The organism is Lacticaseibacillus absianus, assembly GCF_013407595.1.
GTDB lineage: Bacteria > Bacillota > Bacilli > Lactobacillales > Lactobacillaceae > Lacticaseibacillus > Lacticaseibacillus absianus.
On the sequence record NZ_JABEKX010000001.1, the window covers coordinates 1,093,775 to 1,119,251 of the forward strand.

Below are 25,477 nucleotides of genomic sequence, written 5' to 3' on the forward strand. Positions count from 1 at the left end.
GCGCCGCGATACAAACAAGCCATTCGCTTTTTATGGCGGATGGCTTGTTGACTTGTGCGTGTGCGACGCATTAGAAATAGTCCCAGAGCATGGGTGTCAGGTCAGGCTTCACCAGCGCGTTGAGGGCGGCAGACTGTTCTGGCGTCAGGTCCAGTGTCAGCAGATCCTCGGCGCGGCGATAGCCGAAGAGTAATTGCGTCAGGTCGCGGATGTTCAGTGTCGGGAGGTCTGGCGTCGCGGCGCTTGGGTCACAGTGGAGGTGGCCGTCAGCACTCGTGATGTGCCAGGTCTGATCATTGGTTGCGATCAGCTCATCGCGAACGGTCAGCGTGAGCGCGATGTGTCGAGTCGCAGGCAGGCGATATTGAGCCAGGAACTGGGGCAGGTCAATGATCCGGGCCATCATATAGGCTTGGTTGGTCACGCGCAGCGATTTTTTCGTGTGTGGATCGACGAAGGCATCCAGGCGCGGGCGCGGGTCGCCGGAGACGTAGTCGAAGCTGGCGTATGTCCCCTTGTGCCGCGCGATAAAGCTGAGCAGCTGCCAGTAGGCTGTTCGGCTGGTCCAGAAAAACTCTTGGAGCGACAGGCTCACATTGCGGTCTCGGATATAGACCACGTCGCCTTCAAGGTGGTCATCGATATAGCAGAGGGCGACTTCCCAAGTGGGATGTTTGAGGGCCAAGTACTGCGTCCACCAGTCCTCGCGCACGATCCCACCACTTCGATTGAAGGGGTGCGCATTATGCAGCGGTGTGATCAGATCGATCACATCGCGATACGGTCGGCGGACGATCCTGACGGCATGTGCTTGTGCAAAAGCGGGCAGGGGGACCTGACCAACGTCGCGCGTCAGCAGGTGATATTGCGTGCGGTCAAAGACCTGCTCGAATCCGAAACGCCGGTAGAAGGGGAAGGAGAATGGGGCGAGGTAGGCGACCGGGACTTGATTGGCTTGACAGTCGTTGAAGAACTGCCGCATCAAAGCGGTGATGTTACCGTGTCCGGAGTCCTCTGGGTAGCTGGAGACGTAGCTGATCCCCCGGGCGGCGAGTTGGTCGCCGCCGAGCTGCATCGTGAAGGGGATGCTCAAAAAGCCGGAGCTGAGCGCCTCTGCGTCGAACGCGCCGTACGCCTCACTGTGCCGGTAAAGTTGGCTGAAAAAGCGTTGACGCTCAGGCGTGTCAGGCCGGTTAAAGGCGTAGAGTGTCAGTTGGTAGAAGCGGGCTTCTTCCGTCAGTGGATCGAGGTGACGATAGGTGGTCAAATGATCAGATCCTTTCAATCGGGGCGTAAATGAGCAAACGGAGTCGACCTGAAGGCGACCCCGTTGGTGTGACGTCATGACGGCGTCATTGAGATTAGGCAGCGTCTTTGTCTGCATCAGCCTCAAGTGCAAGCTGCTGACGCTCGAAGATCTTGAAGAATGGGTAGTAGATCGCAACGGCGATCACGATGTTGACGATGTTCAGGATCGCGGCTGGAATGCTCCAGTTGGTACTCATGAGCGCGCCAAGCGGGCCAAACAAGGTGAACGGCAACTTCGCCATCATCATCGGGACAAGACCGGTGATCGTCGCAATGTAGGAGACGATCGTCAAGACGATCGGCGAGAGGATGAACGGGATGACCAAGATCGGGTTCATGACGATCGGGGTCCCGAAGACCAGCGGTTCGGAGATGTTGAAGAGCCCAGGCACGATGGTCAGCTTACCCATCTGTTTCGTGAAGGTCGACTTAGAGGTGAGAAAGAGGATCGCCAGTGCGATCGTCGTCCCTGACCCACCGATCTGAACGAACCACTGCAGGAACTGCTCCGTGAAGATGTTGGGGAGTGCATGGGCATTCCCTGATTTCGCGAACACATCCATGTTTTCAAGAATCGCGGCATTCCACATTGGGCGAATGATCGGGCCCAGCACATTCTCGCCGTGAATCCCAAAAGACCAGAAGAGCTGGATGAAGAAGACGGTCAGAAGGCCCCCGAACAGGCTGTTGCCGACCATGAAGTGCTTCAGCGGGCTGACCAGCAAGGTGATGAAGCTGTTCATATCAAACTTCAGACCGTAGCGCAAGCCCCAGAACAGCATCATGATCACAAACGCCGGGATCAGTGCTTCAAAAGACTTCAAGACGGCAGGTGGCACGCTGTCTGGCAGCTTGATCGTGATCTTGTGCTGAACGAAGAAGCGGTAGATCTCCACTGAGACGACTGCGGCGACGATCGCGCCGAACAGGCTCGTGGAGCTGATATCTGCGATCGACAGGTAGTTGCCGGCGGTGATCACGTTTTTCACGTCTTCCGTGACACGAACGGGCGTGACGACCGAGATCAAGTAGCCGACGATCGACAGCAGGCCAGAACTCAGGGGATCGAGCCCATAGGATGACCCCAAGTAGTGTGCGACCGAGAAGGCGGCGTAGATCCCCATCATGCCGACCGTGAAGCGGAACGGGATATCCAGGATCGGCCGGAAGCCTGCGATCATCTGGTCGTAACCGTCGATCGGGATATTCAGAAAGATGACGAAGATCGAGCCAACGATGGTCAGCGGCATGATGGAGATCAGGCCGTTACGGATCGCAAGCAGGTGGCGCTGGTTACCAATTTTATTGGCAACAGGCATGAAGTACTTCTCAAGGAAGCTCATCATTTTGTCCATAATTAGTGCTCCTCACAAAATAGATTTGGGTTAAGTTCTTGAAACAACTGGAGTTTAACATTATAACGTTATGTTGTAAACGTATACTTCGGTTTTTTGTCGTGGTATACTCGACGTAAACTTTGAATAGAATGGTAGGACCTTGACATGAAGAGAACCGGGATCCTGTATAAGGACATTGCAGACGACATTAAGAAAAAAATATTTCAGGATCGGTACGCCTTGAATGAGGCGATCCCGACTGAAAATGAGCTAATGGCGGCGTACAACGTCAGCAAGATCACGGTCCGCAACGCGGTGGAGATCTTAGTCAAGGAAGGCTACTTACGGAAAAAAAGTGGCAAGGGGACGTTCGTGATGAGCAATCGGCCCTTCAACCGGTTGTCCAAAGCGGATTCCTTCTCGACGATCCTGGAAGCAGAAGGCAAGCTGATGGTCAAAAAAGTGCTGAGTATCACCTCGAGCCTCTACACAGAGGTCCCTGCGGCGTTTGGTGAGACCAAAGCGGAGATCACGAAGATCGAGCGACTTTACTTTTTGGACGGGCATCCGTTCATTCACTTTGTTCATTATCTGCGGATGCCGATGGATCAGATCTCCGCAAGCTACCTCGAGCGGCACTCACTTTATCAGGCGCTCAAGATGGCGGACGTGACGGTCAAGCGGTTTGAGGATACGTTTGCGACACGCAAGGTCGATCCGCAGATCGAGAAACTGTTGCAGCTTCAAGCGCCATATGCGATGCGGCGGCTGAGATTAGGCTACGATCAGATGGATGAGGTCGTGGAATACTCACTCGCAACGTACAATACTGACGTGCACCCGTACGAGATCGATTACGAAGTTTAATCTTCGGTTTACTTTCAAAGATTATAATGTTATGATTGCCGTGAAATCAAAGGAGATGAAGACATGATCGTTGTACTTGTGATCGTTTTTGCCCTGAGCGCCTTGATCGTCGAGCGAGAGCTGCTACCGGCGGTTGTCTTAAGGTTGTCGGGATTCAGGACGATCTTGCTGAGTGTTGCGGTGATCGCTGTGAGCATCCTCGTGACGCTGCCCTGGTCGATCCGCTACGTCGTTGTCCCGGCGGTGACGATCTTCATGTCGCTACTGATGATCCACAAGTTCAACCGGATCAAGAGTCTTCACCCGGAAGGAAGTAAACGACCGTGATGGAGAGACGACTAGGGATATCGGTTTATCCCGACCACAGTGATGAAGCCCAAAATGAGGCCTACCTTAGGTTAGCGAGCCAATATGGATTCTCCCGGCTCTTTATGAGCATGCTTGAGATCAAGGGCGATCAGGCCCAGGTGGTCGCCAAGTATCACCGCTTGATCACGCTGGCCAAAACGCTGGGCTTTGAAGTGATCCTGGACGTTGCGCCGGCGATTTTCACCGCGCTCGGGGTCTCGTATGATGACCTGAGCTTTTTCAAATCGCTTGGTGCAGACGGCATTCGGCTCGATGAAGGGTTCGACGGCAAGAAGGAAGCGCTGCTCACCTACAACCCGGAGCACCTGATCATCGAGTTGAACATGAGCAACGATGTCGCCTACCTCGACAATATTTTGAGTTATCAAGCGAATAAGCCGTTCCTCTACGGGTGTCACAACTTTTATCCCCAGGCAGGGACTGGCTTGCCAGAGGACTTCTTCATGCAGTGCACGGCGCGCTTCAAGCGCCAGAACATCCGGACGGCGGCGTTTATTACGTCGGCTAGCGGGGCGATCGGACCGTGGAACGTCAATGATGGGCTCCCGACCTTGGAGGTGCACCGCGCGCTCCCCATTGAGGTGCAGGCGAAATCCCTCTTTGCGACCGGTCTGATCGATGATGTGATCATCGGCAACGCGTACGCGAGCGAAGCTGAGCTGAAGTCGCTGAGTGCGCTGGATCGCTACCAGGTCGTCTTCAAGGTCGCGTTGCAACCGGCCGCCAACCCGGTCGAGCGTGAGATCGTACTCGCGAATCAGCACGTTCGCCGTGGCGATATTGCCGCCCAGATGATCCGCTCGACGGAGACACGCAAGCGTTACAGCGGTGAGGCCAACCCGCCGCACGATGCCGATCATGCCTTCAAGCGGGGGGATGTCGTGATCGGAAATGATCGATTTGGCAAGTACAAAAACGAGCTGCAGGTCGTCTTGACGCCACATCAGGACGCACGCAAAAATCTCGTGGGGCACATCGACGCGGCAGAGTTAGGGCTGCTAGACTTCATTGGCCCGTGGTCAAAATTTAAGTTTACGGAAGGGTAGCGCAATGACAGACTTATATCTCAAAAATGGACGGACCGTTGACGGGGCACCGATCGAGCTCGGTATCACAGGCGGCCAGATCACAGCCGTTGGGCCGAAGTTGAACGGGCTGCAAGCGGCGGAGACGATCGATCTTAACGGTGATCACTACGTCTCGGCCGGGTGGATAGACGACCATACCCATTGCTACGAAAAGCTGACGTTGTACTACGATGACCCAGATCTGGATGGCGTCCCGACCGGTGTCACCACGGTGATCGACGCCGGGTCGACGGGCGCAGACAATATCGGTGATTTTTACCGGATCACGCGGGACAAGCGGACGAACGTGTACGCGATGATCAACGTGTCCAAAACGGGGATCCTGGCCCAAGACGAACTTGGGGATATGAATCGGATCCAAGATGACTTGATCACGCAAGCACTGGCAGACTATCCAGATTTCATTGTCGGGTTTAAGGTGCGTGAGAGCCACTCGGTCGTGATCGATAATGACGTCTTGCCACTGATCGCAGGCAAGCGGATCCAAAAGGCCAATGGGGACCTCCCGCTTATGGTCCACGTTGGTGCTAATCCGCCGGCGCTCAAGGATGTGCTCGATCTGCTTGAACCAGGCGACATCTTGACGCACGCGTACAACGGTAAGCCCAATGGGATCATTGATCAGGAAGGCAATATCGCTAACTTTGTTTGGGCGGCATACAACCGCGGGGTCATCTTCGATGTTGGCCACGGCACCGATAGTTTCAACTTCAAGACGATGGCGATCGCCAAGTACGCCGGGCTGGATCCGTTCTCGTTGAGTACCGATATCTACCACACGAACCGTGAGAATGGGCCGGTCGTTGACATGGCGACGTGCATCGAGAAGATGCTGCTGCTCGGCTACACGCTACCTGAGGTGATCCCGATGATCACCAGCGCCCCGGCGCGGAATTTCCGGTTAGCGCAAAAAGGCAGTTTGGCCGTTGGCCAGGATGCCGATGTGACGATTTTCCAAGTGCGTCAGGGCCATAAGACACTGACCGATTCGAATCACAATGATCGTGAGACAGACACGTTAGTCGTGCCAACGCATACGATCGTTGCCGGCACGGTCTATACATTGGAGGGATAACATGTCAGCGGATATTTATCAGCGCTACCACCTGAAACAAGTGATCAACGCCAGTGGCAAGATGACGATCCTGGGCGTCTCCCAGGTCTCTGAGGCGGTGCTGGCAGCACAGCAGTTTGGCGGCACGCATTTCTTTGAGATGAAGGACCTTGCCGAAAAAACTGGCGCCCACATCGCGCAGTTGCTCGGCGCAGAAGGGGCCTTGATCGTCAACTCGGCGTCGTCAGGGATCGCCTTGGCGGTCGCGGGGCTGATCGGCCAAGGAAGCCAGTATCACGCCTATCATCCCAACGACCCGCGTTTTACTAAGCGCGAGGTCGTCATGCCCAAAGGCCACAACGTTGATTACGGCGCGCCAGAGGACGTGATGATCGAGTTGGGTGGGGGCCAGGTGGTCGAAGCGGGGTATGCCAACATGTGTACGCCGGCGCACATCGACATGATGATCACGGATCGCACTGTGGCGGTGCTTTACGTGAAGTCGCACCACACGGTCCAAAAGAGCATGCTGTCTGTCACTGAGGCACTTGCGGTCGCGCACGCGCATGCGCTACCGCTGATCCTCGACGCTGCGGCAGAAGAGGACCTGATCAAATACGTCCAAATGGGTGTCGACATTGTGGTCTTCAGTGGGGCAAAGGCGCTGGAAGGCCCCGCCTCCGGTCTCGTCTTTGGGAAGAAGCAATACATCGATTGGATCGAGTTGCAGACCAGTGGGATCGGGCGAGCCATGAAGATCGGTAAGGATAACATCCTCGGGCTCACGGCGGCGATCGAGCAGTATCTGACGTCAGGGCCCGAGGCCGGGGCACATATGCTGGCACGACTGGACCCATTCGTCACCAAGCTGGACGAGATCGACGGGTTGAGTGCCAGCGTGGCCCAGGATGGTGCCGGTCGTGAGATCTACCGGGCGAGTGTCCGGGTCGATGCGCAGGCGCCGGTGACCGCCAAAGCGGTGACCGCGGCGCTCAAAGCGGGTGATCCGGCGATCTACACGCGGGAGTACCGCGCCAACGAGGGGATCATCGAGTTTGATATCCGGGCAGTGGATGAACGTGAGATGGCGCAGATCGTTGAACGGCTAAAAACAATCATGGAGGCAAAGTGATGAGTGAATTACGTCCGAATTACTATAATGACCGGGTGGCGCTGAACGTGTTGGCCAACTCCGTCGAGAACGCGAAGGCTTGCTACGATGCGGCGGAGGGACACGTGGTCCTCGGGGTTTTGACCAAGAATTACCCCACTGACGAAGCAGCGATCGCGGATATGAAGCGGTATCAAGCCGCGATCGACAACGCGGTCTCCGTGGGTCTGGGCGCTGGTGATCCGAATCAGAGCCTGATGGTCAGTCGCGTCAGTCAGGTGGTGCAGCCACAGCATGTGAACCAGGTCTTCACTGGTGTCGGGACGAGTCGTGCCCTGTTAGGCCAGTCAGAGACCGTGATCAACGGCTTAGTGTCCCCAACAGGCACAGTCGGGACCGTTAACATCGCGACTGGCCCGCTGAGTAGTCAGGCGCCTGCCGCTGAGGTCCCGATCGAGACCGCCATTGCCTTACTCAAGGATATGGGCGGGACATCGATCAAGTACTTCCCCATGAAGGGGCTTGCGCATGAAGAAGAGTTTCGCGCAGTCGCCAAGGCGTGCGCGGAGAATGATTTTGACCTCGAACCAACGGGCGGGATCGACCTTGAGAATTTTGAGGCGATCTTGACCATTGCGCTGGACGCAGGCGTCAAGCGGGTGATCCCGCACGTTTACTCGTCGATCATTGACCAAGCCACCGGCGACACGCGCCCAGCGGACGTTGCAACGCTCTATGAGATCGTCAAGAAGCTTGTCGATTAGCGGAGGCCCTGCTTATGACGATCGCTGCATTTGGTGAAGTGATGTTGCGTTTGACGGTCCCCGAGCACTTGATGCTTGAGCAGACGGATCAGTTGCAGATGAGCTATACCGGGACGGGCGTCAATATCTTGGCTAGCTTGGCGCATTTTGGTCACGCGACGTCACTGATCTCCGCTTTGCCGGATAACCGACTAGGGCGAACCGCCGCGGGGGCACTGCGTCGGTTGGGGGTCAGTGATCGGTTCGTTCAATTTCGCGGGGACCATCTGGGGAGTTTTTTCGTGGAGCTCGGCTTCGGCAACCGGCCGGAAACGGTGACCTATCAGAATCGATTGGCCAGTGCGTTTGGGACGAGTAGCGAGCATGACTACCCCTTCGGTGCATCGCTAGCGGATGTGAACCTATTGCACATTTGTGGGATCTCGCTTAGCCTGACTGCGGGGACCCGTGAGGCTGCGTTCAATTACGCTGAGCAGGCCGCTAAGCGGGCCATTCCCGTGTGTTTTGACTTCAATTATCGGGTCGCGTTGAATCACAATAATTCCCACGATCAGATGAAAGGGTATTACGAGCGGATCCTGCAACGCAGTAGCATCGTGTTTGGGAGTCGGCGAGACTTGACCGACTTGTTGGGCTATCCCCAGGATCGCGACGACGAATCGCTGTTCGCGCAGTTCGTCGCGCAGCACCATCTGACTGCATTTGCTGGCACACGGCGACTCACGCACGATGGACGAGACTATATTCAAGGCTTTCTGTGCGACGCGTCTGGGGTATATTGGTCGGACCAACAAGAAGTGATGATCCTCGATCGGATCGGTGGGGGAGACGCTTACGCGGCAGGGATCCTGCACGGTCTGCTTGAACGCTGGCCTGTCTCACGAACATTGCCGTTTGCCGTGGCGAACGCCGCTTTGGCGCATGCTCAGATCGGTGACAGTCCGCTGGCGACGACTGATCAAGTCGAGGCTTTCATTGCCAATCACGGGGTGACCGGTGCGCTGGTTCGGTGACTGGCGGCGGAAGGTGCTTGACGTTTGAGGTCACTTGCTGAATAATCAATAACTGTTTCAGAGTTGACGGATCCTGCGTTCTTTTGGGTTAAGTGCTTGGGATTCTGAACGGCATCCTTCCGCAGTGCAGTGGAGAATGTGCTGAGGCAGTTGCTCGATCTGTAACGCGCAGGGCGATTCAGTTGAATCGTCCTGTTTTGGTGACAGCTAGGTGGTAGACGAGACAGGCATATGGCCAGTGAGGAGACAGCGGCGTGACGACTTTTTATTTTGTGCGGCATGGTCAAACAGAGATCAATCTAGCGAACCGGTTGAATGGGGGATCGGTCGACTCGCCCTTAACCGCCGCTGGCGTTGACGGGGCCACAACGGTCGGGCGGGTGCTCGCCACCCATCAGTTCACGCAAGTCGTGTGTTCGAGCATGCCCCGAACGCAGCGCACGACGGCGTTGATCATGGCCGAGAATCAGTTTCGGACGGTGACGCCGGTCCAGCCGGTCGACGGCCTGCGCGAGATGAACCTCGGGGACTGGGATGGTCACCGCATCGCCGACTTGGCCGACCAGGCGCAGACGGCACTTTATTTTCACGACCCACTGGCTTTTGATGCGCACGTTGCGCCTGCGATCCACTCAGAAACATACGCGGCTGTGAGACAGCGGAGCCGAGCGGTGATCGATGCGGCCTACGCGGCCCATCCTGATGGCCGGATCCTGGTGGTCGCGCACGGCGTCGTTTTTCTGGTGCTCTTGAACGACCTTCTCGGCCGGCCACTTGCGCGGCTGCGCGAGTGGCCGTTGCTCGCCAACACCACCGTGACCAAGCTTCAGACCAGCGATGGCCACCACTACACGGTGAGCTACCGTGACCGGCTGCCGGCGGTGGACTGAAAATTAATTTTGCGTGAGGGGTTGACTTCCCTTTCTCATACGCGTATTGTTCTCAACATACCAGTGCAGGAGTGTTGATTATGACAAAATTAAGTCCAACACAGTTAAATCACTCGTATTACTACGGCTATTACGGATAGCGGCTTGCATCGCCGATTGGATGCAAACCGCGCGCAAGCAGTTTGCATCCATGATGGTCGTAGCATTTAAGTATGCCATTACGCCACATGGATGAGGGATAACTCTCCATGTGGTCTTTTTCTTTCCGGAAAGAAGTAGGCCGGCCACGGGGGAGTGCCCCATGTGGCCGGCCTTTTGTTTGACCCACAGCCCATTTTTCGGAGGAGAATACCATGAAGAAGACACCGTTGATGACCACCCTAGCAGCAGTTGTGATGATCGTGAGCCTCGCCGCTTGCGGCAAAAAAGCCGAGTCCAAAGATTCAGACACCGTGAAGGTCGGGATCTTGCAGCTGATCGACCAAAGCGCACTGAACGCCGCTCGCAAAGGCTTCACCGAGGAACTGGCGGCCAATGGGTACAAGGGCAAAAAGATCGAGATCGACTACGTCAACGCCCAGGGCGATCAGGCCAACCTGAAGTCAATGAGCCAGCAGCTGGCCAAGGATGGTAACGATCTGAACCTTGCGATCGCGACCCCGGCGGCGCAGGCGCTGCTCAAGGAAGATAACAAGACGCCGATGTTGTTCACCGTTGTGACCGACCCGAAGTCAGCCGGACTCGTCTCGAACGTCAAGGCGCCTGACCAAAACGCGACGGGCGTGACCGACGCGGTCGATGTCTCGGGTCAGATCGCGTTCACGCATAAGCTGTTCCCGAAGGCCAAGAAGATCGGCCTGCTGTACAACGCCGCTGAGGAGAACTCGGTCGTTCAGATCCAGGAGGCGAAACGGGCGATCAAGAAGCTCGGGCTGACCGCCGTGGTCAAGACTGCCGCGACCACCAATGACGTGCAGCAGGCCGCAGAATCGCTGGCCGGCCAAGCCGATGCGATCTACATCCCGACCGATAACGTCGCGGCCGCCGCGATGCCGACGATCGGCAAGGTCTCCGAGGCAAAGAAGGTCCCAGTAGTTAATGCCGACGCGACGATGATCGCAAGCGCTGGCGTCGCGACGCAGGGGATCAACTACGAGGACCTCGGGCGCCAGGCAGCCAAGATGGCGATCAAGATCCTCAAGGGTGAGCAGGTCAAGGACCTGGCCGTTGAAGCGCCGGCCAAGACGTCCCTGGTCACCAACGCCAAGCGAATGAAGCTGTTCGGACTGACGCAGGCAGACGTTGAAGCGGCCGCCAAGTGATCGTCGCCTAGACAGAAGTTTTCCCCCTGAACCGCACGTGAGCCGCCCCAGTTGAATCCGGTGAGAAAAAAGCACTTGACATGAGAAATCGCTGAGTGTATTCTCGAACACATACCAGCGCGACTGGTAATGTGAAGGAGTGTTGACTATGAGACAAGCAATGCCAACACAACTGAATCGCGAATTTTTCGCCGGCTTTTTCTTCGGATAGCGGGACGCATCCCCGATGGATGTGAACCCGCGGTTCACATCCATGAGGCCGGCGCAGTTAAATGTGCAATCAACCGCCACATGGATCAACACAATCCATGTGGCCTTTCTTTTTCCGGAAAAAATGAAATGGCCAGCCACGTGGAATTGTGTCCCGTGGCTGGCCGTTTTTTGCTCAGTCAACCAGGAGGAAGAAATCATGAAAATGCAAAAGGGACTCACCGTACTCGCCACCATCGCAATGCTCGCCAGCCTGGCCGCTTGCGGCCAACAGACGGACGCTAAAGACGGCACCGTTAAGATCGGGGTCTTGCAGTTGATTGACCAGACGGCCTTGACCGATGCGCGCAAGGGCTTCGAAGCCGAGCTCGCCAAGGCGGGCTACAAAGGGGATAAGGTCAAGATCGACTACGTCAACGCGCAAGGGGACCAGGCGAACCTGAAGACCATGAGCCAACGCCTCGCTAAGGACGGCAACGACGTCAACTTGGCGATCGCCACCCCGGCCGCCCAGGCGCTGCAGCAGGAAGACGCGAAGACGCCGATGGTCTTCACGGCTGTCACCGACCCCAAGGCCGCCGGGTTGGTCACCAACCTGAAGGCGCCCGACCGAAACGCGACCGGTGTGGTGGACATGGTGGACATCCCGGCGCAGATCGCGTACATGCACAAGCTGTTCCCAAAGGCCAAGACGGTGGGCATGCTCTACAACGCCGCCGAGCAGAACTCCATCGTTCAGATCAAGGCGGCCGACCAAGCCGTCAAGAAGCTCGGCCTGCGTGTGGTCAAGCGCACGGTCGCGAGCACCAATGACGTGCAGCAGGCGATGGAATCGCTGGCCAGCCAAGCTGATGTGATCTACGCGCCGACCGATAACACGGTGGCGGCAGCGATGGTGACTGTCGGCAAAGTCTCTTTGGCCAAGAAGGTGCCGGTCGTGCCAGCTGCCTCGACCATGGTCCAAGACGGTGGCGTGGCCAACATCGGCATCGACTACAAGGACCTGGGTCGCCAGACGGCCAAGCTGGCGATCAAGATCCTGAAGGGGCAGAAGGTCAACAAGCTGGCCGTTGAGACGCCGGCGAAGGTCACCGTGATCAAGAACGAGAAGATGATGAAGGCCTTCGGGATCACCGATGCCGAGGCCGCACAGAACTGATTGTTGTCACACGATTTTTTGGAGGTAAAAGATGGACATCCTGATTTCAAGCATCTCCCAAGGGCTTCTCTGGTCGGTCATGGCGATCGGCGTGTACCTGACGTTTCGGATCCTCGATATCGCCGACATGACCGCTGAAGGGAGCTTTCCGCTCGGCGCGGCGATCACCGCGCACCAGCTGGTCAGTGGGACCGGCCCGGTGCTCGCCACGCTGTACGGGGCGCTCGGTGGGGCGGTGGCCGGACTGGTTTCAGGGGTCTTACATACCAAGTTGAAGATCCCCGACCTCCTGACTGGGATCTTGACCATGACCGGGTTGTACTCCGTCAACCTGTTCGTCATGGGCCGGCCCAACGTGTCGTTGCTGTCAGACGTCAAGACCGTTTTCACCCCTGTCGACTTCGGCGACCCGACGTTGAACGCCATCGCAGTTGGGTTAGTGGTCGCGGCGATCGTGATCGCCGGCCTCGTATACTTCTTCAACACCGAGATGGGCTTGGCTGCCCGGGCGGTGGGGGATAATCAGGCGATGAGCGCCGCCAATGGGATCAACAACGACACGATGAAGATCGTGGTCTACATGGTCTCCAACGCCCTGATCGCTTTGTCAGGGGCCTTGATGGCGCAGACCAACGGGTTCGCGGATAGCTCGATGGGGATCGGCACGATTGTTATCGCGCTGTCTGCGATCATCATCGCCGAGATCCTGATCCGGAACCTGAGCTTCGGTTGGCGGTTGGTCACGATCATTGCCGGGGCGATCATCTACCGCTGGATCATCGCGTGGGTGCTCGATCGAGGGGTCGACCCGAATGCCTTGCGCCTGTTCTACGCGCTGATGCTCGTGCTGTTCCTCGCGCTGCCGCTGATCCGCAAGCAGTTTCAGCAGAGCATGGCGCGCCGTGAGAACCGTCGTCGGATGAACGAGTAGGAGGTCAATCATGCCAGCATTGGAAGTCAAAGCGTTGCATCAGTACTTCGAAAAAGGGACCGTCAACGAGAACCATGCCTTGAAGGGCATCGACCTGACGCTAGACCCGGGGGACTTTGTCGCGATCATCGGCGGTAACGGGGCCGGTAAATCCACGCTGCTCAACAGCGTGGCGGGGTCGATCCCGGTCACGCACGGCCAGATCAAGATCGCCGATAAGGACGTGACCTACCAGAACGTCGCGAAGCGCGCCCGGTTGATTGCACGGGTGTTCCAGGACCCGAAGGCCGGCACCGCGCCGCGCCTGACCGTCGAGGAGAACTTGAGTCTGGCTTTGAAGCGCGGCCAGTGGCGTAACTTTTGGGCCAGCGGGGTCAAGAAGCGCGACCGTGCACTGTTTCGTGAGAAGCTGGCAAGCCTCGGCCTCGGCCTGGAGGAACGCCTGACAGCTGAGATCGGCCTGCTGTCTGGCGGTCAGCGCCAGGCGGTGACGTTGCTGATGGCAACGTTACAGGCGCCGGAGCTACTGTTGCTCGACGAGCACACCGCTGCCTTGGACCCGCAGACTAGCGCGACGGTCATGACGCTGACCGAGCAGCTCGTTGAGGCGCAGCAGATCACCACTCTGATGATCACGCACAACATGCAAGACGCGCTGCGCTACGGCAACCGGCTGATCATGCTCGACCACGGCCGCATTGCGGTGGACATTAAGGGGCCCGAGAAAGAGGGGCTGACAGTGGCTGACCTGATGCGTCTCTTCAAGGAACAAAGCGGGCGTGAGCTCAACGATGATGCGGTCCTGCTCAGCTGAGCGGCGCATAAAATAACGACGCGACTAACAGGCGCCGGTCTCACCGCTCGAATCGAGCTGGTCAGACCGGCGCCTGTTGGGCTGCTCGGGGCTTGAATTGATGGTGGTTTGGTTAAATTTCGAGCGTCTTGCTACACAGGTTCCGCGGTATTCGCTATAATGAATGTGATATTGCGTGGGGACAATAAATATCGTATCTTGGAGGTTCGATCGTGAATCAAACCAGCACAGATCTTTTTTTACAAAAAAATACGCGCGATAAACTGCGCCTCTATGAGACGATCATGCGCACCAAACAGCGCGATCTTCCGGTCACCACGCAGGTCCAGCAGACCCGTGCGCACACCGGCGCGGTCGAAGACGTCAACCTGCGCCGGATCGCGATGCTGATGGACCGCAATTATGGTACGCTCTATTACACCTACAATCAGCTGCTGGATGAGTTGCGTGAGATCGTGGGCGATCCCGATGCGGATATCCCGAAGCTCTTCAGCATCTCAGTTGGCCAGTTGCGCATGGCGATGGTCCAAAAAAGCGTGCCGTTCGCGTTTCTCCAGCACCTGATCAACGAGGACCAACCGAACTTCGAGGCGTTCGTCGATTCGGTCGAGGCCTCGCGCGTGACCTGCCTGCGTTACCTGCGGCCCGTTCGTGACTTGGCGAAGCAGCTCGGCGTGCGGATCGTGTACGAAAAAATGCGCATCTCGGGTGACGAGAATCGCATCCGGATCTTCTTGACCCTCGTCTACTGGCTGGCGACAGACGGCGCCGTGTGGCCATTCACACACTTCACCCACCGGGATGCGCTTGAGATGGTCCACCGGATCACGGCGGCCTTCGACCTCGACTACACCAGCCCGGTGATCCGTGAGGTGCTCGGCTACCACGTGACGATCAACCAGACGCGGATCGCCCACGGGCACACGCTGACGCAGCCGGTCGACACGCTGTCGTATCCGGTCCCGAACCTATTCGACAACGACGTGCGCCTGACGCAGGCCGAGCAGTTCAGCGAATCTCAGCACCTCTATCAGCTGAACTTTCTGCTGCCGATCTATTACGCGCCCGGGGACCCGAACATCCCGCAGGTCCTGGCCACCTTCAAGCGCTACAACCCAGCGCTGTACCAGTTCATTGAGCGCTTTATGCGCCAACTGCCGGAGGAGATCCTCGATGTTCACCGGCTGAGCGAGCCGATGGGGGAGCTGATCCAGGCCAGTCTGCTGGCGATCGTGATGAGCGTGCTGACCTTTGGCTTCGATCTCGGGGCGGTGATTGCCTACGCGTTCAACCACCGGGTGATCGCGGCCCGACCGGATGACCGCTTGGCGATCGCGGTGCGCCAGACGGCTGAGGCCGTGCTGGTGAAAGAAGACCCGCGTGAAGTCCAGGCCTTGATGCCGGCGCTGTCGCAGGCCCTGTACGCCAACCTGCTGCAGGTGCGCCGCTTCGCGCAACCGGCTGCGAAGGTCAAGGTCGCCTTGATGCTGGAGCCGGTCACTTTAGGCTTCATCGACCTCGTGACCTTCATCGACCAGCAGCCGTTCGTTGAACTCCTGCACGATCACTTCGAATCCGCCGACCTGGTGATCAAGGATTCCTCGATGCCGCTGGATTTTGGCGAGCACCAGCCGCTGATCTTCAAGTGGAACATGAACGCCTCCAGCGACCTGTTCGGCCAGTTGTTCGGCCTACTGCACGCGCTGCAGCAGGAAAAAACCAGTCTATAAGCGGACCCGCCGCGACCAAGCGAATTGGTTGCGGCGGGTTTTGTCGTCTTGTTAAGCTACGGGTAACGGCGGGTCAGAAAAGTTTTAGCACTTGCATTGACCGAGTGCTAAAAACGCCGTATAATATATTATGTAAACAAGAAGGTCTGGTCGCGATGTGGCGCTCATCTGAATGAGGCAGTCGCGGCGCGTGTCTTTTTGTTGCCACACAGGACGCAGGCACATGGCCGCGGCCGGAACAGAGGAGGAATGACGCAATGGCACGTTTTGATGATCCGTTTTTTAACACAGACATGGATGATTTTATGAATGCAATGCTTCGCCGCATGGGGGAAGGTGGCACGACCCGGTATACGATCAACGGGCGTGAAGTGACCCCTGACGAGTTGGCGCAGTACCGTGCGACCGGGCAGCTCCCTGCCGCCAATGCGCACGAGGTCCCCGTCCAGACGCCAGCGGCTAAGCAACCTGAAGGAATCCTGGCGAAGCTGGGCCGTAACCTGACCCAAGAGGCTAAGGCTGGCTTGCTCGATCCGGTGATCGGGCGCGACCACGAGATCCAAGAGACCGCGGAGATCCTCAGCCGGCGCACGAAGAACAACCCGATCCTAGTCGGTGACGCTGGGGTCGGGAAAACCGCTGTGGTGGAGGGCTTGGCCCAGGCGATCGTCGCCGGCAATGTGCCCGAGGCGGTCAAGGACAAGCAGATCATCTCGATCGATCTGTCCGGACTGGAGGCAGGGACCCAGTATCGCGGGAGCTTCGAGCAGAACATTCAGGAGCTGATCCAGCAGGTCAAGGACGCCGGCAACGTGATCCTGTTCTTCGATGAGATCCACCAGATCCTCGGTGCGGGGGCGACCGGTGGTGAGGAATCCGGCAGCAAGGGGCTGGCCGATATCATCAAGCCAGCGTTGTCGCGCGGTGAGATCACCGTCATCGGGGCGACCACGCAAGACGAGTACCGGAACACGATCATGAAAGATGCCGCATTGGCGCGCCGGTTCAACGATGTGACGGTCAATGAACCGAGCGCTGAAGACACTGTCAAGATCCTGCAAGGGGTCCGGCACCTGTACGAGGAACACCACCACGTTCAGTTGCCGGACGCCGTGTTGCAGGCTTGCGTGGATTACGCGATCCAGTATATCCCGCAGCGCTCGCTACCGGATAAGGCGATCGACTTGCTCGACATGACGGCCGCACACTTGGCGGCCAAGCACCCGGTTGTCGATAAAGTGGCGCTGGAACAGAGAATCGCGACGCTGACGCAGCAAAAAGACGCCGCCGCGAAAGCCGAAGACTTCGAGCAGGCGGCGACGCTCAAGCAACAGCTCGATGAGGCACAGACGGCGCTGGCCGGGGCGGACGACACTGCGACCGCGGTGGTCGCCACACCGGATGACGTGGCACAGTCGGTGGAGCGGTTGACCGGCATCCCGGTCTCGCAGATGGGGGCAAGCGACATTGAGCGCCTCAAGACCATCGGCCAGCGACTCAAGGGCAAGGTGATCGGGCAAGACGAGGCAGTCGACATGGTCGCCCGGGCGATCCGTCGCAACCGGGCCGGCTTTGACGAAGGCAACCGACCGATCGGGAGCTTCCTGTTCGTTGGGCCGACCGGGGTCGGGAAGACGGAGCTGGCGAAGCAGCTCGCCCAAGACCTCTTCGGCGACAAGAACGCGATCATTCGCCTCGACATGTCCGAGTACAGCGATCGCACCGCGGTGTCGAAGCTGATCGGGACCAGTGCCGGTTATGTCGGGTACGCTGACAATGGTAACACGCTGACGGAGCAGGTCCGCCGCGACCCATACGCGATCGTCTTGCTCGATGAGATCGAAAAAGCCGACCCGCAAGTCCTGACCTTGTTGTTGCAGGTAATGGATGACGGGCGCCTCACCGACGGGCAAGGCAATGTGGTCAACTTCAAGAACACCGTGATCATCGCGACCAGCAACGCCGGCTTCGGGCAGGAAGCCCTGACCGGTGACGCGGCTAAAGATCAAGACCTGATGACCCGGCTGGCGCCGTATTTCCGCCCCGAATTCTTGAACCGGTTCAACGGGATCGTTGAATTCAGCCACCTGAGTAAGGCTGACCTCGGCAAGATCGTTGACCTGATGCTCGCCGATGTCAACCGGACTTTGGCGAAGAAGGGGCTGACACTCACGGTCACCCCCGACGCGAAGGCGTGGCTGATCACCGAGGGCTACGATGAGGCGATGGGGGCACGCCCGCTTCGCCGCGTGATCGAGCAGAACATTCGCGATCAGGTGACCGATTACTATCTCGACCACCTGGACGCCAAGGCGCTCAAGGCAGACCTGGTCGACGGCAAGATCGTGATCAGCGAAGGCTAACGAACCGGTCCCAATGACACCCCAATAGCGCCCACGGCTAGCCGTGGGCGCTATTTGCATGCATCTGATCAGTGCCACAAGAACCGGTTGATCGTCGTCGCGACCTTGGCGTTGAGGCGCAACATGCTGTGCTGGGCCATGGCCCCGTTGAAGGCTTTTTCCTGGTAGTGGCGCGCTTGCTTGCCGAGCAGATAGCCCAGCGAGCGGGACGAGGCGTTCAGGATCTTGCCGTCGGAGTGGGTACCGTCGTCGAGGTTGCCATAAAGGTTGAGGATGTCGACTTGATCGACGGGAAAGTGGCGGCGCAAGGCAAGGGCTTGGCGAAACGGCGGCGCCAACCAGCGTGGCCGACCGCTCGGCAGTAGCGCGTTCGGGTGCTGGCCCCGGTGGCGACCGGGAATGCCGTCGAAATTACCGGCGATCGCAGCGTATTTGTTCAGCTGCGGGAGGGTGCGGTCCTGCCCGTAGCGAAGCATATAGAACAGGACGGCGGCGTTGCCGAGCGAGTGGGCGACGATGTTGAAACGCTTGATGTGGTAGCGCCGCTGGAGCGCGACCAGCACATTGTGCAGCCAGTTGCTGATGCGGTGGTAGCGCATGGTCCGATTGTTCTGAAAAACGATCTTGACCAGCGGCCGCCGCGTGTTGGCTGGCCAGCGGCCGCGCAGCCGCACGTGACCGTTGCGCTTGACCGTTGCCGTGATCACGGCGTGGGCCTTGTCCGCCACCTCCGCGGCGTGCATCAGGTAGTCCATGGAGTGGGGGCCCCCGAAGTGCCCGTGTAGGTACAGCGTTGCCGGGGCGCGCTCGGCCGTGGTCGCGGCGTGCACCGGTCGTGGCCCGGTGGCGATCAGGGCAAGCAGTAAGCACAGACTGAACAGGGATCGGCGCATCACAAGCCCTCCTTTCGAGTTGGGATCATTCTACCTCATTGTAGCGAGGTTAGCGTGAATTGTCCCTCGGCCTTACGGAACTGTTCGCGCCGGTCGCGCGGTGTAATTACGCTTTTTTAATTGTTTATCGATAAAAGGCGCGGGTATACTGGAAACAAAGACGGAGGCGATCGAATGAAAATACGATTATTGGGACTGAAAGCACTGCTGAGCGCGGCCGGGCTGGCGGTCACCGTCATGGTGGGCGGCCTGTCACCCTATGCACTCGGTCAACTTCGCAGTGCTCCCTGGCCAGCCTGGCTCGGACTGGTCGGGATCTGGGCGACAACTGGCTTGTTCTACTGGGCGCTGGTCGGCGCGTGGCGCCTGCTTCGCTGTGTTGAAATGGCGCAGGCGTTCACGGTGATCGCGGTCGATCGACTCAAGCGGCTCAAGTGGGCGGTCGCCGGAATGACCGGGGCGCTGACGCTGTGCCTACCGGCGATTTATCATGTTGCCGATTCAGGGGACGCGCCGGGGGTGATGATCATCGGGCTGGGGCTGGTCGGTCTGCCGCTGATGGTCACGTTGTTTTTGGCCGTGCTGCAGCGTCTGTGGGCGGCAGCGCTTGACTTCAAGCAAGACAGCGACTTGACAGTGTGAGGTGGCGGATGATCGAGATCACATTAGAGGCACAGCTGGCGGCGCGCGGCATGACACTGACTGAGCTCGCCGCTGCCGTGGGCGTGACAATCGCTAACCTGTCGATCCTGAAGACGGGCAAGGCCAGGGCGGTCCGCTTTTCGACCCTGGCCAAGCTCTGCGACGTGCTGGCGTGTCAACCAGGAGATCTGTTGGTGTACACCCCGGTGGACGCGTGACAGGACGCCAACCAGCTGAGACATCATTCAAAAATGAGGTTGAGCGCACGACGATTCCAGAATCGTCCGAGCTGTCAAGCGACGCCCATTTTGACGCATGTCGGTCCGTCACTCACTACGTTGGAACGGGCAAAGTCAGCCATATAAGCGACAATGCCTGCAAAACCCAGGTTTGGGTTTGCAGGCATTGTCGCTTATACACGGGGCTCAATCCGCATGTTATCTGAGCCTCTTGGCTGTGGGTCGCTTATAGCGTGACGTTGTATTCGGCGAAGAAGTCGGTCAGCGGCCGCAGGCGCTGGCCGTCGTACTGGGCGAAGAACTCAGCAAGATCTCGCGGCTTCGCCAGCGTGTGGTTGGCATTGTAGCTTGGGCTGACGGTCTCGATCAGCTGGCCGTCTTCGATGGCCAGCTGCAGTTCCTCGACTGGCAGGCCGCGCTTATCGGTGATCTTTGTGTCGATCAGGAACGGGCGCCCAGCGCGGGTGACGGCCAGCGCTTGGTCGAAGGCGGCCGGCAGATCGGCGCTCTTGGTGACCGTGACGCTTTCGACCCCCATGGCCGCGGCGATCTTGGCAAAGTCCTGATCCTCGATGAAGATTCCGGAGTGCTGGACCATGTCGATATCGTCCTGCTCGGACTTGATGAAGTTCAGGCTGGCGTTGCTGGTGATGATGTTGATGACCGGCAGCTGGTATTTTTTCTCGGTGATCAGGTCCTGCATCACCATCGAGAAGGCCCCGTCACCGGAGATGTTGAAGACTTGGCGGTCCGGGAAGCTCAGCTTGCCGGCGATCGCCCCAGGCAGGCCGTAGCCCATGGAAGCGAACAGGGCCGAGATCGTCCACTTGTTCTTCGGCGTCAGGTTCAAGAAGCGAAAGGCGTTGATGATGTTGTCACCGACGTCGATCGAGAACACCGCATCCGGTTCGGCGATGCGGTTGATCTGCTTGTAGACGGCCTCGAACTCTAGCGGATCAGACGGCCGCTCGCTGAGGGCCGTCAGGTACTCGCGCCAGTTGTGGTTGGCCGCCACGGCGGCCTGGAAGTAAGGCGACGGGGCGCTCGCCGTGCTGCGGGCCAAGGCCTTGGTGACGAAGCTTGTCGCGTCCGACCATACCCCGTAGTCGAGGAAGTGGTGACGGCCGAATTGGGCCTCGTCGATGTCGATCTGGACGAACTTGAACGGGTGTGTGCGGTAGACTAAGTTGGCGAACGGAAAGTCGGCGCCCAGTGCGATCACGAGGTCGGCAACGGCGAAGATCTCGTCGGCGGCCTTCATCGCCGCCCGGTTGGCATAGCCGAGGTTGCCTTCGTAGTCATCTGGCACCAGGCCCTTCGTCAAGCCGGTCAGGACCAGCGGGACCTGAAGCTTCTTGGAGAGCTCGACGAGCTGCTCACCGCCGGCGCCGATCCCGCGGCCGACGTGGATCACCGGCCGCTTCGCCTGCGCGATCAGCTCGAGCACGTGGTCGACTTCCTCGTCGGTCGCCTCAGGCAGCGGCCGGGACTTGCGGTCCGTTGGCGAGACGCTGGTGTAGGGGGTGTCCGGGATCTGGACATAGCCAAAATCATTCGGGATCACGACGACCGCCACGCCGCGGTGTTTGTAGGCCTCACGGATGGCTTTATCGACGACGTAAGGCAGGCTCTCCGGGGTCATCACCAACCGGTTGTACACTGCGACGTCGGCAAACATCGGATTCTCCGCGAATTCTTGGAAGTAGTTGTAGTTCATGTTGGTGCTCGGGACTTGTCCGATCAGCGCCAAGACGGGCGCGTGGTCTTCACGGGCATCGTACAGCCCCGTGATCAGGTTCGTCGCCCCGGGGCCAGCGGAGCCAAACGCGACCGCGATCTTGCCGGTCAGCTTCGCGTCCGCACTGGCGGCCAGCGCCCCGACCTGTTCGTGGCGGATCTGGATGTATTTCAAACGCGCCTGTTCGGCGTCGAGCGCCGCCATGGTGGAGTTGAACGAGCCACCCGGGTAACCGTAGATGTGGTCGACCCCCCAGGATTCAATGACACGTAACATCGCGACACTTGCAGGAACGGTTTGTGGATCTGTCATGCGAATGCACCTCTTTATAATTAGTTGTTGACGATTATCACGCTTACAATGTATCACCTTTTGTGAGCGGTTGCAACAGTTCACGCTCAAAATACCGCAAATTTCATTCAAAAAAAGCACAGTTTCGCCAACTGCTTGGGACTGTGATATAATTGTAACGATAACTTAGACGTGATGACTTGATTCAAGGGGGACCCAATGCAAAAATTGACGCGCAACCCAATCGCTCGCGCCGGCTTGATGGTGGTCGCGCTCGAGCTGATCGCGCTCGCCATCAACCTCTTTTACGCGCCGCATGGCGTTGCCCCGGGGGGCGCGACCGGGATCGCGATCCTCGTTCAGGAGGTCTTTGGCCTCAACGTCAGCGTCACGACCCTGGCGGTCAACGCCGTGATGCTCGTGCTTGCCTGGTGGCTGCTCGACCGCAGTACGACCCGGCGGATCCTGTTCGGGAGCATTGGCCTACCGGTCCTGCTCGCACTGACGCCGCAGGTGATGGTGGTCCAAGACCGCTTGCTCGCAGTGATCGTCGGCAGCGTGATCTTCGCCCTGGGCGTGGCCTTGAACTACCGGCTCGATGCCTCGAGCGGTGGGACCACTGTCCCACCGATGATCATGGCGCGCTACTGGAACATCAAGCCGGCAGTTGGCCTGTTCGTGATCGACATGCTGGTGTCGCTGTTCAACATTCCGGTCAGCGGGCTGGAGGCGTTCATTCTCGCGCTGTTTGCCATCGCCCTGACCAGCCTCGTGATGAATTACGTCGAGACTGGGTTAGACCGTAAGAAGGTCGTCTACATCATGAGCAACACCGCGCTGCCGCAGATCGAAGCGGGGATCCGAGACAAGACGGACCATGGCTTGACGATCCACCAAGTGATCGGCGGTTACTCCGGTGAGCCCAAGGAGATGTTGATGGTCGTTGTCGAGCAATCGGACTTGCGTGCGTTGGTCAGCCACGTGCGTGAGCATGACCCGGCGGCCTTCATCCTCGCGACAGAAGCGACAGAGGTCCACGGCGGGAGCTTGACCTGAACCGAAACGGTGTCGGCTCCGGCGCCCGCGGCGTTGACGGGGCGACCAGGCGGCGGTCCCCAGCCTCATGCTGGCGCCAGTCCTGGGGGGTGGCGGGCGACGCTGAAGCCCAATGATGTGCATGCAAGGGCCTGAGACAATCTGACCGGTTGTCTCGGGCCCTTTTTGGTGCGCCGCGATGCGACCCGGGGCGAGTCGTTTCGCTGGCGTTTTAGCGAGAAAGTGGCACACTGATGAAAACATCCTGTCCAGGTAGACGGATGCTTTCTAGGTATGTTTCATGGGCAAAACTATTTTTGGGGGTGGCGAGTGTCGCGGCTCGCTATTGCGAAAAAAGGTGATATACTCACATTGTAAGCGGTAACAATAAAGGAGGGGTGAGAATGGCGGAGGACTTGGCGCCGTGGTTGTACCTGTTCAACCGCGGTGAGGATTTTCAGAGTTACCGGCGGTTCGGGGCACACCAACTGGCGACCGGCGACTGGCAGTTCCTGGTCTGGGCGCCGCACGCGCAAGGGGTGGCGATCGTCGGCGATTTTTCCGGGTGGCAGCCCGTCGCGCTGACGCCGATCGCGGACACCGGCTGCTGGCTCGGCACGCACGCAGGGACGGTCGGGCAGCTGTATAAGGTGCAAGTCACCTCAGACGGGACCGTTCACGAGAAGATCGATCCGTATGGGTTCGGGTTCGAGCGCAAACCGGGGACTGCGGCGCGCCTGCTCGACTTACCCGAACACACCTGGCAGGACGCCAAGTGGCTGGCACACCGGGAGGTAACGCCGCCGTACGATCAGCCGATGAATATCTACGAGCTACACTTGGGGTCGTTCATGCGGGCCGCAGACGGTGGGTACTTGACCTACGCGGAAGCGGCGCAGGCGGTGCTACCTTACGTCAAGCGGATGGGCTACACGCACATCGAGCTGATGCCGGTGATGGAACATCTGCTGGACGCGAGCTGGGGGTACCAGCTGATGGGGTATTTTGCCCCGACCAGTCGGTTCGGCGACCCGGTCGACTTCCTGCAGTTCGTTGACGCGGCGCACCAAGCGGGCCTCGGGGTGATCATGGACTGGGTGCCCGGCCACTTCATTCGCAACACGGATGTGCTGGCCCGGTTCGACGGGACGCCGACCTTCGAGTACCAGGACCCCCACCGGGCAGACAATGTCCGGTGGGGCACGTGGAATTTTGATCTCGGCAAGACGCAGGTGCGCAGTTTCCTGATCTCCAGTGCGATGTTTTGGCTCGATTACTGTCACCTGGACGGGCTGCGGGTCGATGCGGTGTCGAACATGCTATACATGGATTACGACGCCGGCAAGGAAGCGGATCGCAACCGTGACGGTGGCCGCGAGAACCTAGAGGGCCAGGCATTCTTGAAGCAGCTGAACACCGCAGTGTTTGCCGCCCACCCCTCGGCTCTGATGATCGCCGAGGAGAGTTCGGCCTACCCGTTGGTCTCCGCCCCGATCGACGCCGGTGGCCTGGGGTTCAACTACAAGTGGAACATGGGTTGGATGAATGACACGCTGCGCTACTTCAGCTCGGATCCTTACGCGCGGCGCGCCCACATGACGCTGTTGACCTTCTCGTTCATGTACATGCACGACGAACAGTTCATTCTGCCGTTCTCGCACGACGAGGTGGTCCACGGCAAGAAGTCGTTGATGCACAAGATGCCCGGTGACCGCTACAACCAGTTTGCGAATCTGCGGGTGATGTTCGTGTGGCTGATGACGCATCCGGGCAAAAAGCTGCTCTTCATGGGCGGCGAGTGGGGTCAATTCCTAGAATGGCGCGACTGGAGCGCGTTGGAGTGGGTCGATCTCAATGATCCGATGAACCTGGCGATGCAGACGTTCACCCGGATGCTGAACAAGTTATATCGTCAGACCCCGAGCTTGTGGTGCCAGGACCACACGCCGGCGGGGATCGCCGTGACGATCGGGGATGCCGTCGATCACCTGAGCTATATTCGCTGGGGGGCGGCGGCAGATGACTTCACGGTGGTCGTGTTGAACCTGGTGCCGGAAGAACGTGCCGAGTTTCGCGTGCCGGTCCCGCGCGCCGGGACGTACCGCGTCGTGCTGAACACGGAGAGTCAGCACTTCGGTGGCACATGGACCCGACTGCAACGGACGCTGCGCACGACCGGCACGCCGAGTCACGGCCAGCCCGACAGCGTGGTCGTCGTGCTACCGGCGATGGGGGCGCTCCTGATCGCCCCGGTCGCCTTGGCCCCGCCACCACTGCCGGTGCAGGCCGGTGCAGTCACTGAGGAATAA

General features: G+C 58.8%; 22 protein-coding genes. 18 read left to right on the plus strand and 4 right to left on the minus strand.

Features of this window, described 5'->3' with window-relative positions:
• Positions 1 to 70: 70 nt before the first annotated feature.
• Both HII33_RS04630 and HII33_RS04635 read right to left on the minus strand, forming a co-directional pair.
• Complete coding sequence (locus HII33_RS04630; RefSeq protein ID WP_179394605.1) at positions 71 to 1,267, minus strand: GNAT family N-acetyltransferase; 1,197 nt, start codon at positions 1,265 to 1,267, stop codon at positions 71 to 73.
• 94 nt (positions 1,268 to 1,361) lie between these two features.
• Positions 1,362 to 2,663 (minus strand): PTS sugar transporter subunit IIC, encoded by a 1,302-nt coding sequence (locus HII33_RS04635; RefSeq protein ID WP_179394606.1) that lies wholly within the window; start codon positions 2,661 to 2,663, stop codon positions 1,362 to 1,364.
• 147 nt (positions 2,664 to 2,810) lie between these two features.
• Between HII33_RS04635 and HII33_RS04640 the strand changes: the two genes are divergently transcribed.
• The 14 genes from HII33_RS04640 to HII33_RS04705 all read left to right on the plus strand — a co-directional run bounded on the left by HII33_RS04640 (position 2,811) and on the right by HII33_RS04705 (position 18,330).
• On the plus strand, positions 2,811 to 3,512 hold the full coding sequence (locus HII33_RS04640) for a GntR family transcriptional regulator (protein WP_179394607.1): 702 nt from the start codon (positions 2,811 to 2,813) through the stop codon (positions 3,510 to 3,512).
• A 63-nt stretch (positions 3,513 to 3,575) separates the two neighbouring features.
• Positions 3,576 to 3,839 carry a hypothetical protein gene (locus HII33_RS04645; protein WP_179394608.1) on the plus strand — a complete coding sequence of 88 codons (264 nt, stop codon included), beginning with the start codon at positions 3,576 to 3,578 and terminating at the stop codon, positions 3,837 to 3,839.
• Positions 3,839 to 4,927, plus strand: a complete 1,089-nt coding sequence (locus tag HII33_RS04650) for a DUF871 domain-containing protein (protein ID WP_179394609.1) — start codon at positions 3,839 to 3,841, stop codon at positions 4,925 to 4,927. The genes HII33_RS04645 and HII33_RS04650 overlap by 1 nt, the downstream gene beginning before the upstream one ends.
• Positions 4,928 to 4,931: 4 nt before the next feature.
• Positions 4,932 to 6,044, plus strand: coding sequence for an amidohydrolase/deacetylase family metallohydrolase (locus HII33_RS04655; RefSeq protein WP_179394610.1), 1,113 nt, complete (start codon positions 4,932 to 4,934; stop codon positions 6,042 to 6,044).
• Position 6,045: 1 nt separating this feature from the next.
• Positions 6,046 to 7,155, plus strand: coding sequence for a DgaE family pyridoxal phosphate-dependent ammonia lyase (locus tag HII33_RS04660; RefSeq protein ID WP_179394611.1), 1,110 nt, complete (start codon positions 6,046 to 6,048; stop codon positions 7,153 to 7,155).
• Entirely contained in the window at positions 7,155 to 7,898 is a 744-nt protein-coding gene (dagF, locus tag HII33_RS04665) for a 2-dehydro-3-deoxy-phosphogluconate aldolase (protein ID WP_179394612.1), read from the plus strand. Before HII33_RS04660 ends, dagF begins: the two co-directional genes overlap by 1 nt.
• 14 nt (positions 7,899 to 7,912) lie before the next feature.
• Positions 7,913 to 8,911, plus strand: coding sequence for a sugar kinase (locus tag HII33_RS04670; RefSeq protein WP_179394613.1), 999 nt, complete (start codon positions 7,913 to 7,915; stop codon positions 8,909 to 8,911).
• A gap of 254 nt (positions 8,912 to 9,165) precedes the next feature.
• Positions 9,166 to 9,801 carry a histidine phosphatase family protein gene (locus HII33_RS04675; RefSeq protein WP_179394614.1) on the plus strand — a complete coding sequence of 212 codons (636 nt, stop codon included), beginning with the start codon at positions 9,166 to 9,168 and terminating at the stop codon, positions 9,799 to 9,801.
• 353 nt (positions 9,802 to 10,154) lie between these two features.
• Positions 10,155 to 11,123 (plus strand): ABC transporter substrate-binding protein, encoded by a 969-nt coding sequence (locus tag HII33_RS04680; protein ID WP_179394615.1) that lies wholly within the window; start codon positions 10,155 to 10,157, stop codon positions 11,121 to 11,123.
• A gap of 409 nt (positions 11,124 to 11,532) precedes the next feature.
• Positions 11,533 to 12,492, plus strand: a complete 960-nt coding sequence (locus HII33_RS04685) for an ABC transporter substrate-binding protein (protein ID WP_179394616.1) — start codon at positions 11,533 to 11,535, stop codon at positions 12,490 to 12,492.
• Between the two features lie 31 nt (positions 12,493 to 12,523).
• Positions 12,524 to 13,423, plus strand: coding sequence for an ABC transporter permease (locus HII33_RS04690; RefSeq protein ID WP_179394617.1), 900 nt, complete (start codon positions 12,524 to 12,526; stop codon positions 13,421 to 13,423).
• Between the two features lie 10 nt (positions 13,424 to 13,433).
• Complete coding sequence (locus HII33_RS04695; protein ID WP_179394618.1) at positions 13,434 to 14,237, plus strand: ABC transporter ATP-binding protein; 804 nt, start codon at positions 13,434 to 13,436, stop codon at positions 14,235 to 14,237.
• A 284-nt stretch (positions 14,238 to 14,521) separates the two neighbouring features.
• A complete protein-coding gene (locus tag HII33_RS04700) occupies positions 14,522 to 15,967 on the plus strand; it encodes a helix-turn-helix domain-containing protein (RefSeq protein WP_179394619.1) in 1,446 nt (481 codons plus the stop codon).
• Between the two features lie 257 nt (positions 15,968 to 16,224).
• Positions 16,225 to 18,330 carry an ATP-dependent Clp protease ATP-binding subunit gene (locus tag HII33_RS04705; protein ID WP_179394620.1) on the plus strand — a complete coding sequence of 702 codons (2,106 nt, stop codon included), beginning with the start codon at positions 16,225 to 16,227 and terminating at the stop codon, positions 18,328 to 18,330.
• A 68-nt stretch (positions 18,331 to 18,398) separates the two neighbouring features.
• Here HII33_RS04705 and HII33_RS04710 read toward each other — a convergent pair whose 3' ends face one another.
• Complete coding sequence (locus HII33_RS04710; RefSeq protein WP_179394621.1) at positions 18,399 to 19,223, minus strand: alpha/beta hydrolase; 825 nt, start codon at positions 19,221 to 19,223, stop codon at positions 18,399 to 18,401.
• Positions 19,224 to 19,397: 174 nt separating this feature from the next.
• Here HII33_RS04710 and HII33_RS04715 point away from each other — a divergent pair, with 174 nt between their 5' ends.
• Both HII33_RS04715 and HII33_RS04720 read left to right on the plus strand, forming a co-directional pair.
• Positions 19,398 to 19,865 carry a DUF2975 domain-containing protein gene (locus tag HII33_RS04715; protein WP_179394622.1) on the plus strand — a complete coding sequence of 156 codons (468 nt, stop codon included), beginning with the start codon at positions 19,398 to 19,400 and terminating at the stop codon, positions 19,863 to 19,865.
• Between the two features lie 8 nt (positions 19,866 to 19,873).
• A complete protein-coding gene (locus tag HII33_RS04720; protein ID WP_179394623.1) occupies positions 19,874 to 20,083 on the plus strand; it encodes a helix-turn-helix domain-containing protein in 210 nt (69 codons plus the stop codon).
• Between the two features lie 247 nt (positions 20,084 to 20,330).
• On the opposite strand, the gene spxB is transcribed toward HII33_RS04720, so the two are convergent.
• A complete protein-coding gene (gene spxB / locus HII33_RS04725; RefSeq protein WP_179394624.1) occupies positions 20,331 to 22,154 on the minus strand; it encodes a pyruvate oxidase in 1,824 nt (607 codons plus the stop codon).
• Between the two features lie 198 nt (positions 22,155 to 22,352).
• Between spxB and HII33_RS04730 the strand changes: the two genes are divergently transcribed.
• Complete coding sequence (locus HII33_RS04730) at positions 22,353 to 23,189, plus strand: YitT family protein (RefSeq protein WP_179394625.1); 837 nt, start codon at positions 22,353 to 22,355, stop codon at positions 23,187 to 23,189.
• 383 nt (positions 23,190 to 23,572) lie between these two features.
• Entirely contained in the window at positions 23,573 to 25,477 is a 1,905-nt protein-coding gene (gene glgB, locus HII33_RS04735) for a 1,4-alpha-glucan branching protein GlgB (protein ID WP_179394626.1), read from the plus strand.